Annotated in this window: 12 protein-coding genes; 7 read left to right on the top strand and 5 right to left on the bottom strand. The window is 37.5% G+C overall.

Annotated elements, in window-relative coordinates; translation table 11 throughout:
* Positions 1-20: 20 nt before the first annotated feature.
* Together J0J33_RS01195 and J0J33_RS01190 are read left to right on the top strand one after the other, a co-directional pair.
* On the top strand, positions 21-797 hold the full coding sequence (locus J0J33_RS01195) for a CppA C-terminal domain-containing protein (RefSeq protein WP_086583016.1): 777 nt from the start codon (positions 21-23) through the stop codon (positions 795-797).
* Positions 794-1,738 (top strand): serine hydrolase domain-containing protein, encoded by a 945-nt coding sequence (locus J0J33_RS01190; protein ID WP_206888042.1) that lies wholly within the window; start codon positions 794-796, stop codon positions 1,736-1,738. Before J0J33_RS01195 ends, J0J33_RS01190 begins: the two co-directional genes overlap by 4 nt.
* A 73-nt stretch (positions 1,739-1,811) precedes the next feature.
* On the opposite strand, the gene J0J33_RS01185 is transcribed toward J0J33_RS01190, so the two are convergent.
* Complete coding sequence (locus tag J0J33_RS01185) at positions 1,812-3,152, bottom strand: amino acid permease (RefSeq protein WP_206921748.1); 1,341 nt, start codon at positions 3,150-3,152, stop codon at positions 1,812-1,814.
* A gap of 561 nt (positions 3,153-3,713) precedes the next feature.
* Here J0J33_RS01185 and J0J33_RS01180 point away from each other — a divergent pair.
* The 4 genes from J0J33_RS01180 to dinB all read left to right on the top strand — a co-directional run bounded on the left by J0J33_RS01180 (position 3,714) and on the right by dinB (position 10,230).
* Positions 3,714-6,824, top strand: coding sequence for a DEAD/DEAH box helicase (locus tag J0J33_RS01180; protein ID WP_019292250.1), 3,111 nt, complete (start codon positions 3,714-3,716; stop codon positions 6,822-6,824).
* Positions 6,825-6,958: 134 nt separating this feature from the next.
* A complete protein-coding gene (locus J0J33_RS01175; protein WP_019292249.1) occupies positions 6,959-7,588 on the top strand; it encodes a hypothetical protein in 630 nt (209 codons plus the stop codon).
* Positions 7,589-7,638: 50 nt separating this feature from the next.
* Entirely contained in the window at positions 7,639-8,970 is a 1,332-nt protein-coding gene (gene murC / locus J0J33_RS01170; protein ID WP_165720164.1) for a UDP-N-acetylmuramate--L-alanine ligase, read from the top strand.
* A 162-nt stretch (positions 8,971-9,132) separates the two neighbouring features.
* On the top strand, positions 9,133-10,230 hold the full coding sequence (dinB, locus tag J0J33_RS01165; RefSeq protein ID WP_206888035.1) for a DNA polymerase IV: 1,098 nt from the start codon (positions 9,133-9,135) through the stop codon (positions 10,228-10,230).
* On the opposite strand, the gene J0J33_RS01160 is transcribed toward dinB, so the two are convergent.
* Positions 10,184-10,834: an A24 family peptidase gene (locus J0J33_RS01160; RefSeq protein ID WP_206888032.1), complete on the bottom strand. Its 651-nt coding sequence runs from the start codon at positions 10,832-10,834 to the stop codon at positions 10,184-10,186. The two genes, dinB and J0J33_RS01160, sit on opposite strands and share 47 nt — an antisense overlap.
* 110 nt (positions 10,835-10,944) lie before the next feature.
* On the opposite strand from J0J33_RS01160, the gene J0J33_RS01155 reads away from it, so the two are divergent.
* The gene (locus tag J0J33_RS01155) at positions 10,945-11,391 is read left to right on the top strand and encodes a DNA starvation/stationary phase protection protein (protein ID WP_003133306.1); all 447 of its coding nucleotides are present in this window, start codon (positions 10,945-10,947) and stop codon (positions 11,389-11,391) included.
* 38 nt (positions 11,392-11,429) lie between these two features.
* On the opposite strand, the gene J0J33_RS01150 is transcribed toward J0J33_RS01155, so the two are convergent.
* The 3 genes from J0J33_RS01150 to J0J33_RS01140 are packed head-to-tail and all read right to left on the bottom strand — an operon-like array spanning position 11,430 to position 13,000.
* Complete coding sequence (locus J0J33_RS01150) at positions 11,430-11,810, bottom strand: rhodanese-like domain-containing protein (RefSeq protein ID WP_019292245.1); 381 nt, start codon at positions 11,808-11,810, stop codon at positions 11,430-11,432.
* A gap of 19 nt (positions 11,811-11,829) precedes the next feature.
* Entirely contained in the window at positions 11,830-12,795 is a 966-nt protein-coding gene (locus tag J0J33_RS01145) for an ROK family glucokinase (protein ID WP_061414320.1), read from the bottom strand.
* The gene (locus J0J33_RS01140) at positions 12,788-13,000 is read right to left on the bottom strand and encodes a YqgQ family protein (RefSeq protein ID WP_003133311.1); all 213 of its coding nucleotides are present in this window, start codon (positions 12,998-13,000) and stop codon (positions 12,788-12,790) included. Before J0J33_RS01140 ends, J0J33_RS01145 begins: the two co-directional genes overlap by 8 nt.
* Between the last annotated feature and the right edge of the window lie 249 nt (positions 13,001-13,249).

Genomic DNA, 13,249 nt, shown 5'->3' with positions numbered 1-13,249 from the left:
AAGATAAATGGAGAATCAGAATGAAAGAATTCATAAATAATTTAGAAGTTTGCTTACCAGGCTACCGTGTACTCAATCGCGAAGAAAATTTAAATTTTTATCGTGATGTGCTTGGCATGAAAGTCTTGCACGAAGAAAATGCAGAAGTTTTTTTATCTGGTTATGAAGCAAAGCAACCAAGGTTAATCTTAGAGGAATCACCAGGTGTAGTTCCAGTTCAAGGTGTGAAAAAACATGGACGTACAGTCATCCAAGCTGATGAGGATGAAATCGAACAGCTTTTAGCGCGCAATCTGGACCAAGTCACACATCTTTATCAGGTAAAAGACAGTTGGGCTTTTGAAGCTGTTTCTCCAGAAAGTGATGTTTTTCTGATGGTATCTGTAAATGATTGGTCAGACTTAACGGAAGTTGCTAAATCTGAAGTTGACTTTGATGAGGGAGAATTTACAGGATTATCCGATTTCGCTATTAAAGAAGTGCAAATTAATATTGCTGAAAAGTCTATTATTTCAGAGTATGAAAAAATTCTTGGTGTAAAAGCGCAAGGGAATCTTTTAGATCTTGCTGGCTTGCATCTGGTCTTTTGTCAAAATGATGGACCTGACTTGACAGCTAATATGGATGAAAAGCTTGACCTGATGCTTTTACGTTTTCAAGTGTCGCCATCTTTTGATTTGGCTCAGTTTGCAGATGATTTACCTGATGAAAAATTGTATCTGGATAAAAAAGCAAAGACATTGGCTATTGACATCCCACACCACATGGAACTTTGGTTTACAAAACAAGGCCTATGAAAAATGAAGAAGAATTTTTAGCGACAATTGATGACTATGTGGCAGAAGAAATTTTCCCAGGCTGCCAGATTGCTATTGTAGAAGGAACAAAGGTTCAAGAGTTTGTTCGAGGCAATCAAGCAATACTTCCACAAGTCGAACCATTGGTTGCAGGGAAAAAATGGGATTTAGCTTCCGTTTCAAAAGTTGTAGGTACAGGAACAGTAGTCATTAACCTCGTTTTATCAGGAAAGTTAAGTCTGGATGCTCCGTTTACGGATTATTATCCTGATTTTCATGATGAGAGCATCACTTTGAGACAGCTTCTTACTCATACAACAGGTATCAATCCGTTTATTGAAAACCGTGATAAGTTAGATTTTAAAGGTTTAAAAGAGGCGATTGACCATATCGAGGTAACGGAAGACAAAAGTTGTCACTACACAGATATTAACTTTATTTTGTTGGGCTTTATGCTTGAAAAGCTTTATGGGAAATCTTTAGACGTAGTTTTTAAAGCAGAGGTTTTTGAAAAATGGGACATGTCTGCCACATCTTTTGGTCCTGTTACCAATGCTGTACCTACAAGTCTAGATACGAGAGTGGGAACAGTTCATGATCCAAAAGCAAAAGTGTTAGGGAAACATTGTGGATCAGCAGGGCTTTTTGCACCGATGAATGATTTGGTGAAATTTGTTCAAGGTTATTTTTCAGACACAAAATATTTGGCCCTACAGAAAAATTTTGCAGCGGGTCAACGTCCAAGAAGTTTAGCTTGGGACTTCATACATGACCAATGGTTACTGCACACAGGTTACACAGGAACTTTCATCCTGATGAACCTGGAAGCAAAAAAAGCGGTGATTTTCTTATCCAATCGTGTGCATCTGAAAGATGAGCGGGCACAATGGATTGCAGATCGCGATGTATTGATTGAAACACTCATAAAAAATTTAAGCTGACAGTCCTGTCAGCTTTTTTTACTACCACATAAAAAAACATTTTCCTTTTTAAAAGGAAAATGTTTAATATTTCTTAACTGATATTGTCTACAGGATCGTTCTTTTTCCGATAACTGATCAATATAATAAAGTAAAGTAGTGCGGTAAAGAGGGTTACTCCAACAGGATTAGTAGTAAGGATACCAAAGAAAATCAATAACAAAGCAATAAGAGCAATAAGACTCATACTCATAGTACCTAGAGCTTTGGTCTTACGCGCTAATAAGAAGCCTACAAGACTAATTAAGAACCAAACTAAAAGGACAGTGTAAGATAAAGAACCAGCGAGATAGTTGAATAAGCTGTCTCCTAAGAAGTAAGAAAGAACAACACCAATATACAATGTCCCAGAGCAGAAGAGCACAGCTCTTTGAGGAACCTTGCTTTTATTTAAAGTAGCAATTTTTTGCGAAAATTTCCCTTTATGATTTTTTAAGCGGAAGAATAAAATTCTTGAAGAGGCATAAATGCCAGAGTTGATTGAAGAAAAGAGCGCCAGAATAATAATGGAATTAATGATGTCTGCAGCAAATGGAATATGCATTTTGTTAAAGACCATGACAAACGGGCTCATTGTTGATGTTGCCAAGTCGTTCCAGTTGTAGATAAGGAGCAAGAGGAACATTGGGACGATATAAAAAGAAATGATACGTCCAATAACGCCTCGGATAGCGCGCGGGATAGCAGTTTTAGGATCTTCTGTCTCACTAACAGTAATGGCAATGAGTTCAGAACCACCGTAGGAATAGATAACAATCAATAAAGAATTGATAACGCCTTTAAGTCCGTGTGGCGCAAAGCCACCATATTTTGTCATCCCTGAAAATGCAGATATCAAGTTGGTATTAAAAATGTTTTGTGCAACTAAAATGACACCAAAAATAATAAGAAGAATGATAACGCTGATTTTGATAAAAGCAAGCCAGTATTCCGTTTCGGCAAAGAATGTTACTGACAGTAGGTTAATAAGTGACGTTAGGATAGCGATGAGTAAGACAAAAGCCCATGAAGGGATATTAGGAAACCAAAGCTGTATAAAGCTAGCAGCAGCGACAGCTTCGGCAATAATATTAATCATCCAAAGTGACCAATACACCCAGTCGGTAAAGTCGGCCGCATGGTTACCCAGATAAGGTTGAACCAAACCTGAAAGGCCATGTGGTTCATCCGAGCTGAGAACTAATTTTTCTAAGCTCTTCATCACAAAGAATAAAACCACGCCTCCGATAAAGTAAGAAAGAAGGACAGCAGGACCAGCAGATTCTATAGCGGAAGCGCTCCCTTTAAAGAGTCCAGCCCCAATTGCTCCACCTAGAGCAATCATAGTGATATGGCGTGTTGCCATTCTCTTTTGTAAATTTTGATTATTTTCCAATTATAAATTCCTCTCGTTATAAAAATAAATATTTTTAATTTAAAATTCTAAGTCAAATTAAGTCTCCTCTCATTTTATTGTCACGTTTGAGTAGCAATAATCGTTAAAAATAAATTAAAAAAAGATGCCCAAAGGGACATCTCTTTGCCCCTTTTTGACCAACGCCAAAGAGGACTCACACCTTTACTTTCCAGTACTTAGTGTGAGCCCATAATCAACAACAAAACTGTGTGATAAGCGTTAATCATTTTTTGAGCCTCTTTATTTTAATAGTGTAAAGTATAATACAAATAATACAAAAATTCAAATTTTTGCATAAATTAAAAAATTAAAAGTGGACTTAAAAAATTTTTATGTCAAAAGGTTTTTACATTGACTTACACTGAAGGAACTAAGTCTTAGAAAAAATTTTTATTGAAGACGGACATACGTTTTTTATTAGGGCATTCGTGAAAAAATTAGCCAAATATGGTATAATGTATGCACATTTTAAAGGGATTTAGAAGAAAAAATAGACGGAGAGTTGGTGCAAAAAGGCATCAAAAATAGGATAAAGATAAAATGAGCAGAATGATGCCAGCACGTGTACGCAGTGAAGGAATAGCCCTGTATAGTCAGGGGCTTTTAATTGATCCGTCAATAGAAGATTTTAAACTTTCTGCAGAGGTTGCAGGAGAACAAGTAATTTACGATATGGATGGAGCGCAGGACTATTGTTCTTGTGCTGATTTTCAGCGTAATCATCGCTATTGTAAGCACATTGCTGCAGTAGAAGAATACCTCAAGAATGAAAATAAAGAAATCGAAGACGATAAAAAAAATATAGAAAAGATTGAGCTAGTGGCAAATGATGAATTGGCTGCCAACGCTGCCTTTTTAGATGCCTTGAATGGGGAAACACAAGTTAATTTCGGAGCAGAGCAATTTTCGATTGAAGTACATGTTGAAGATAATTCACAACTCTATGATGTTTTTTCTATGGATTACTTCATGTATTTTGACTTACGCTTATATAGCGAACGTTTAGGTAGGGCTTATGTGATTAAGGATATTCCATATTTTTTGAGAACATTGCAAAACTTTGGACAATATTCGCTTGGTGCTCTTCACTATGTTGATCTCTTTTTTGATAATTTCGATGAAGCCAGTCAAGACTTTTTGAATTTCTTGCTTAAAATACATGGCAAACTTGATGCCCAAATGGCCAATCAACTATATATTAAAAATGGACGTTACCTCAACTTCCCTTATCTTTTTATTGAAGAGGCAATGGATTTGGCTTCTAACTTGTCACGTTTTAGCTTGAGATTATCAGGTGCATTGGTTAACTATTTCACCTTCGTTACTCTTGACGAAGATTCAGAAATTTTTAAATTTAGTGTGACAAGCCAAAGAGACTTTATTGAGCTAAAAATCGAAGATAATGCTTTCAGTTCCTTTTACAGTGGTTCGCTTTTATATTATAATCATGTTTTTTATAAGGTTGACCATGAACAAAAACGGTTGTTACAGCTGGTTCAAAAAGAACTTGAGGGTGCAAAACATAATCAATTTTCATATATGGATAAGGACAAAGTAGCGCAAGCACTGCAACAACTTTCTAGTTTAGGTCAAATCTCAGCTCCTGAAAATTTTGTTATTCGCCCCTTTACACCGATTTTTAACTTTGCTAATCCTGATGGACAAAATATAGAACTTTCGGTTCAATTTGATTATGGAAATTTTAAAGTGGAACACTTCCATGAATTAGAAACACTCGAGTTTTCAAGAGACTTACGCCTAGAAAATAAGATATTTACGCTCATGGCTCGTTTTGGTTTCACACGTTCTTTTACAAGTTCTGTTACGCTTTCGGCACAATTTGCAGAAACTTTCTTTATTAAAATTTTGCCCCAATTCCAGAAATTAGGTCAAGTAAAACTGTCTCCTGGACTAATGGATATGAAAGTCGATGAAGTGCCGGAAATCATGATTGATCGTCGAGGAGGCTTGTTGGATATCGCCTTTGAAATGCCAAGCATCGGCGAAAATGAATTTGCAAATGTTATTGCACAACTGCAAAATAATGCGGAATATTATGTCAGTGAAAACGGAAAATTATTTATCTTTGACCAGAAGTTCAGTGAGTTGAAATCGGCTTTACGAGAACTGGATGATAATTTTACTATTAGTGGAACGAGCTTAGAAGTCAATGTGACACGTAGCTTCCAAGTTTCTAAAATATTTGAAAATATTTCAAGTAGCAATTTTTCGAATGAATTTAAAGCCTTCTATGAACACTTAACGCACCCAGAAACCTTCCCTTACGAAAAACCTGAGCATGTCAAAGCAGAACTGCGAAGTTACCAGGAAACAGGAGTTCGTTGGATGTCTATGTTAACGCACTATCACTTAGGAGGTGTGTTGGCAGACGACATGGGGCTGGGTAAAACAGTACAAGCAATCACCTATTTACTATCAAATCTAAAAGAAGATGAAACAGCCTTAGTCACTGCTCCTGCCAGCCTTATTTACAACTGGGCCAGTGAGTTTGAGCAATTTACGGACACGGTAGATTATGTGGTTGTTGATGGGATGAAGGCCGATCGTGATGCTTTGATTCACGGGAAACATCAAGTTTATATTACAAGTTACGGAAGTTTCCTTAAGGATTTCGATGATTATCAAGACAAGAAGCTTAACTATCTTCTCTTGGATGAAGCACAAGCTGTGAAAAACTACAGCAGTAAAACAAATAGAGCACTTAGTCAACTGAATGTTGAGCATACTTTTGCTTTATCAGGAACGCCGTTGGAAAATCGCTTAGAAGAAATTTGGGCTATTTTCCAAGTGGTAATGCCTGGCTTTTTACCAAAACGGGAAACATTTAATAAGATGTCGCCAGAAGTTATTGCCCGTATTATCCATCCATTTATTATGCGTCGTAAAAAAGAAGAAGTTCTGACAGAGTTGCCTGATAAGATGGAAATGACCTTACGCAATAACATGGTTGAAGAGCAAAAGCTCTTATACTTAGCACAATTGGAATTGATGCAACAATCTGTCCGTCAAATGGACAGTGCGAGTCTTAAGAAATCACGTATTGAAATTTTGGCAGGAATCACACGACTCCGTCAAATATGTAATACACCGGCACTTTTCATGGACAATTATGAAGGTGGTTCTGGGAAGTTAGACAGTTTGATGGAGCTTTTAGAGCAAGTCAAGGCTTCTGGTCATCGCCCTTTGATTTTCTCACAGTTTACCAAAACCTTCCCTTATATTGAAGAAGCCATGGAAAAATTGGATCTCACAGCTTATAAGCTAACGGGTTCAACTCCAGTCAAAGAACGGTTAGAAATGGTACAAGCCTTTAATGCTGGAAGTCGTGATGCTTTCCTCATCTCACTGAAAGCAGGTGGTGTAGGTCTGAACCTTACAAGTGCTGATGTTGTTATCCTGGTCGATCTCTGGTGGAATCCAGCGGTTGAGGAACAAGCCATTGCAAGAGCTCATCGTATGGGGCAAAAGAGTACTGTTGAAGTCATTCGCTTGATTACACAAGGAACGATTGAAGAAAAAATCATGGAGATTCAGGAACGTAAAAAAGATTTGATTGCAAATGTTTTAGACGGTGATGTGATTGATAAGACGCTCAGCGAAGCAGAAATCAGAGAAATTTTGGGACTATAACTTTAAAAATCACTGAAAATGCGATATAATAATAATTGAAACACTTACCTAAGAAAAAAATAAGATTAAACAAACTTTTTAAGGAACGTAGAGGAAAAGTTTCAAGACAAACAAAAAATTAAGTAGGGCAAGCAATGAACGAAGGAAGAAGAGTCGTATTTCCAATCATCGATGATGATGAAATGCTTGAAAAAGACACACGCGTCATCATGACAAATTCACAACTGATTACTAAGAATCCTAGTCAACAAGACGAGGCTTCTTTTGGTGGTGTTCAAATGTCTGATAAAAAACGTTCAGATGTCTATAAGCCAATAAAAACAAAGGTCAGCTATAGCACTCAACATCGTCCATTAAATAGCAATCATAGTGGGTATAGTTCTTTTGATAAAATGCCTAAAAAAACGAGTGTTGATGAATCAAAAGAAAAGGCCAAAAGAGAAGCAGCGGTACCTCCTAAACGTCCAAAAGGCTATGTTCATCCGCTAGAGCGTGATAAAGATGATTTTTCTTTGCGCCGTTCATCAGCAGTACTTAATGCAGCGAAACCGGCATCGAGTGAAAAGAAGACAATCGAACAAAAGCCGATGTCTCCAAGACGTCCAGCCACTAATAATCCGATTCGGGATATGAAAAAACGAGGATTAAACCTCGACGAAGCTATTATTTCTGGCTCTCCTCAAAAAGGAGAAGATAAGGCTAAAACTGCAAAAAATGAGTATTTCGATAATAAACGGAAGAACTTATTTGACCGCGGACTTTAAATAAAAGAAGGAGAAAAGATTTCAGTTCCGACTGAAATTTCTTATTTATCATGGAAAAAGTATATCATTTTATAGGAATTAAAGGCTCAGGTATGAGTGCACTCGCTCTTATGCTCCACCAAATGGGTAAAAAAGTACAAGGTTCGGATACAACTGACTACTATTTTACACAACGTGGACTTGAGGAAGCGGGTATTCCTATTCTTCCTTTTGACGAGAAAAATATTACACCAGAAGTTGAGTTGATTGCAGGGAATGCTTTCCGTACGGACAATAATGTAGAAATTGCTTTTGCTGAAAAAAATGGCTTCACTTTTAAACGTTACCACGAGTTTTTAGGTCATTTCATGGAAGGTTTTATCAGTGTTGGGGTTGCGGGGGCGCATGGTAAAACTTCAACGACAGGAATTTTAGCTCATGTCATGAAAAACGCTGTGGATACGTCATACTTGATTGGTGATGGTACAGGACGTGGAAATGCGGACAGTGAGTATTTTGTTTTTGAATCTGATGAATATGAACGTCACTTCATGCCTTATCATCCAGAATATACAATTATTACAAATGTTGACTTTGACCATCCTGATTATTTCCAAAATATCGATGATGTAGCTTCTGCATTCCAAGACTATGCTCAAAATATTAAAAAAGGTATTTTCGTTTTTGGAGAAGATCCTTATTTACGTAAAATTACAGCAGAAGCACCGATTTACTATTATGGTTTTGAAGATGGAGATGATTATCAAGCAAAAGATATCATCCGCTCAACACGCGGCTCATCTTTTGATGCTTATTTCCGCGGTGAAAAAATCGGACACTTTGTCGTGCCTGCTTATGGGAAGCACAATATTGCAAATGCTTTAGCGGTAGTTGGTGTAACACATCAGCTTGGCTTGGATATGAATGATATTGCTGATCATTTGTTGACTTTCTCTGGTGTAAAACGCCGATTTACAGAGAAAAAAGTTGGCGAAACAATCATTATTGATGATTTCGCCCATCATCCTACCGAAATCGAAGCAACGATTGATGCAGCGCGTCAAAAATATCCAGATCGTGAAATTGTAGCCGTTTTCCAACCTCATACATTTACACGAACAATCGCCTTTGCAGATGAGTTTGCTCAAGTCCTTGATTCTGCAGATACTGTGTATCTTGCTGAAATTTATGGCTCTGCGCGTGAAGTTGACCACCATGAAATTACAGCACAAGACCTAGCGGATAAAGTACGTAAGCCTGCTCGTGTTATTTCAGTGGAAAATGTTTCGCCACTTTTGGATCACAACCGCGGTGTTTATGTTTTCATGGGCGCAGGCAATATCCAACAATATGAAGCAGCCTTTGAGGATTTGCTCAGTCAGTTGACAAAAAATACATTGTAAAAACAAAAAGACTTCCTCAACAGGAAGTTTTTTTATTTGTTAAAGTAGAAGATAAATGATTTAAAAGTAACAATCATTATCCCCAAAAAACTAGCACCATTAAATTATATACCCCAATCTGTAAACCTATACCGCTTATCAGCTCTATGATATAATAAAAGTATGCTAACATTTCCACTGGTCAATGATACGTCACGAAAAATCATCCATATTGATATGGATGCCTTTTTCGCTTCAGTAGAAATACGGGACAATCCAGAATTAAAAGGTAAGCCTGTGGTTATCGCACGGAATCCACTGGAAACAGGAGGACGTGGCGTTGTTTCAACGTGTTCCTATGAAGCTAGAGCCTTTGGAATCCACTCGGCTATGAGTGCAAAAGAAGCTTATGAACTCTGTCCACAAGCTGTTTTTATCAGTGGAAATTATGAAAAGTATCGTGCCATATCGGAACAAGTTCGGGAAATTTTTAATCGTTATACCGATGAAGTAGAAGCGGCATCCATTGATGAAGCTTATCTGGATGTTACGCGAAATAAGATTGGATCAACAAGTGCAATCAAAGTGGCGAAACTTATACAGCGTGATATTTTTATTGAGCTTGGTTTGACTTGCTCAGCAGGGGTTTCCTATAATAAATTTTTAGCAAAAATTGCTTCGGATTATGAAAAGCCTCACGGTTTGACTGTCATCTTGCCGGAGGCAGCAAAAGATTTTCTAGCAGAACTGCCAGTGGAAAAATTTCACGGTGTGGGTAAGGCTACTGGAGCAAAGCTGCATGAGCTGGGAATTTTTACCGGCGCGGAAATTCAAGCAGCTGACCCATTACTCTTGGCTGAACGCTTTGGGGTTTATGGCTGGAATCTTTTTTTGAAAGCCAATGGTATTCATCATGCTCCAGTTGTGACAAGTCGTCAAAGAAAGTCAGTAGGTAAAGAAAGAACTTATAGCAAACTCCTCTATAATAGTGAAGATATTAAGCAGGAACTCGCTAACCTCTCCGAACGTGTCTCTACTAATGTGAAACGCCACCAACTTCTGGGTGATACAGTTGTACTCAAGTTACGTTACTCTGATTTTAAGACAATTACGAAACGCAAAAAACTTTCCGAGAAGATAAATGAAGCAATTACACTTGCACATGTGGCTCAGGATTTACTGGAAGAGATTGATTATGATGAAACAATAGGAGTCCGCCTTCTTGGAGTGACCCTTACGGGATTTGGGGCAGAAGAATTACGATTAGATATGCAAAACTGAGAAAAGGAATAAAGGGGAGTTTTTTCCTTTTTTTAATGAGTAAAAAACATAGGCCAAACACACAAGCCATTTGGATAAGTAGGAGTATTTCTTCTAAAGATACAGAAAAAGATACCAAGAAAAGCCAGAGGAAGTCGCCAGCACCAATCCCAATATTGATAAAAAAAGAAACACAAGCAAGACCGAGCCAGAAATAGCTTATGGGACTGATAGGAAAGAAAATAAAAAAACAAGCAGTAAAGCCTAAACCAATATTTAAAGGATAAGAGTAAGTATCAATATCAAATTTGCTCAAAAGTAAGCTTATGGAGAGGGTTAAAAAGTGGATTAAGTCTAAATCAAACCAAAGTGCGCCAAAGAGAATTCCGGTAAGAAATTCTAAGATAAAATAACTGTAAGAAAATTTTTCTCCACAAAAGGCGCACCTACTTTTAAAGATGAATTGAGAGATTAAAGGAAGGAGTTGCCACCATTTGAGGACTTTTTGGCAAGAACTACATTGTGAACGCCCAAAAATAATTGAGGCCTCTGTACCCCAGCGCTCACTTACTAGACCGAGGAAAGAGCCAAAGATGGTCCCGATAATGAAGTAAAATATAAGCATGTTTATTAATACGATAAAAAGATAAAAAACTCACAATCTTAAGCAGAATATTTTATAATTGACCTCTTTTTTTATATAATTGTAATAGAAATAAAAAATTGGAGGTTTCTATGTCTAAGGAAAAAACACAAGAAGTTTTGAATCAAACAGTTGCAGATTTATCTCAAGCAGCAGCACTTGTTCATCAAACACACTGGTATATGCGTGGTTCTGGTTTCTTGACTTTGCATCCTAAAATGGATGAGTTCATGGATGGGCTTAACGAGCATTTAGATGAATTTGCTGAACGTTTAATTACGATTGGTGGTTCACCAGTTTCAACGCTTAAAGAGTTTGATGAGAAGTCAAAAATTGAACTTCAACCAGCAACTTGGGATAAATCAATGTCTGAACGTTTGCACGGTGTCTTGGATACTTACAAATACTTGGCTAAACTTTTCCAAGAAGGCATGGATATTGCTGAGTCTGAAAATGATGCAGTTACTGTTGACCTTTATACGGTTGCACTCGGAGATGTTGAAAAAACAATCTGGATGCTCGAAGCAGAACTTGGATAATAAAAAAGACCTTACACACGCGGTAAGGTCCTTTTTTATTATCCGTTTTTAATTTTTCCAGGCCAGTTGTTCAAGCCAGTTTTAAGAATATAAACTTCTGGTACGCCAGCTTTTTTGAGTTGTTTAGCAACTTTGACTGAAGCTGTTGGTTTACCATTTTCATAAAGTAACACAGGTTTCTTTTTGTTGATTGCGTTCAAACTTTGTTCTATTTGAGAAGCAGGTAAATTACGAGCACCAAGGATGTGTTTTACTCGGAAATCTGCTGCTTCGCGTACATCGATAAGTTGCGAAGTAGCCATCAAACGTTCAAATTCAGGTGCTTCAACAACTTTGGCGTTACGTTTGAGTGTCCAACGTGGATAGAGAAAGAAGACGACAATGAGGGCTAAAAGTATAAAGTCAATGATCCAGATCATTTAAGTTCTCCTAAGATTATTATTTGAATTTTAAAGCAAGGCTTGCGGCACCGATGATACCAGCATCATTTCCGAGCTCAGCAAGTTTAATTTTTGTAGAATCACGTACTGTTGAGAACGAATATTTTTGGAAATAAGTTTCAACTTTAGAACGAAGAAACTCTCCAGCAGCAGAAACGCCACCACCGATGACAATAGCAGCAGGATTCAGGGTACTTCCAAGGTTAGCACAAGCAAAACCAAGGTAATAAGCAAATTTATCCACAACGCTAAGTGCAAAGGCATCACCTGCTTCTGCTGCAATAAAGATGTCTTTTGAAGTTACTTCGTCACCATTGTCGATACTTGCTTTAATTTGGCTGCTTCCTTCGTATTCTTCAGCGAATTTTCTTGCAAGACGTACGACGCCAGTAGCAGAAGTGACTGTTTCTAAGCAACCATGGTTTCCACAAGTACAAGCAAAACCATCATGTGGTTCTACTACGATATGTCCGATTTCACCGGCAGCGCCAACAACACCGTGGATAAGATTTCCAGCAGCAACAATACCGCCACCAACTCCAGTTCCTAAAGTGATAAAGACAACATCTGGCTGATTTTCACCAGCTCCGACCCAACGCTCGCCTAAAGCTGCAACATTTGCATCATTGTCAAGAATGAATGGTAGACCGACACCTTCGCTAATAGGCGCACCAACTTCTTGAATATCGGCCCAGTTAAGGTTAAATGCACCTCGGACAGTAGCAGCTTCAATATCTACGGTACCAGGCGTGCCCATTCCAATACCAATAAAGTCAGACTTATCCAAGTTGTAAAGATTTAAACGGTGATTGATAGACTCAATGATATCAGGGACAATATGTTTTCCGTCACTGAGAATATTTGTCGGGATAGCCCATTTATCTTGAACTTCACCTTCAAGTGTCAAAATACCGAACTTGATAGAAGTTCCGCCGAGGTCAATACCAATAATTTTGTTAGCCATTTAGTTTTTCCTTCTCAATTCTTTCTTCACGACGTAAAATAAGTTGGGCAGTGAGGTATTCTTTATCACTTTTCTCAAAAATCCCCTGTTCAACCATATTTGTAAGTTCCTGTTGCATAAAATAAATCGCATCTAAGCGATTGGTCATGAAATTAATAAAACCGTATTTTTTTAACAATTCCTGTACATCATAAAGTGTTTTCATTGTTCTATTTTACCCTAACTGTAAGCGGTTTTCAAGTGTTGATAAGTTTTTAAGTGACTTTTTTGTCGTTATTTTTCTTAACCAACTGTTAACTTGTTTGGACTATTTCAAAAATATAAACTAATTTTCATAGTAGGAAGTGAGTCAAATTTGTTAATTTTATCCCTTAGAAAACTTGTAAACGCGTGCATTTTCGCCTTTGACAAAAAGTGTGCTATAATAAATCTGATATATTGTTTGGGCGCACCA

The sequence above is a fragment of the Lactococcus sp. LG1267 genome (assembly GCF_017309545.1).
GTDB lineage: Bacteria > Bacillota > Bacilli > Lactobacillales > Streptococcaceae > Lactococcus > Lactococcus petauri.
This window is presented reverse-complemented; position numbering and strand designations above follow the sequence as displayed.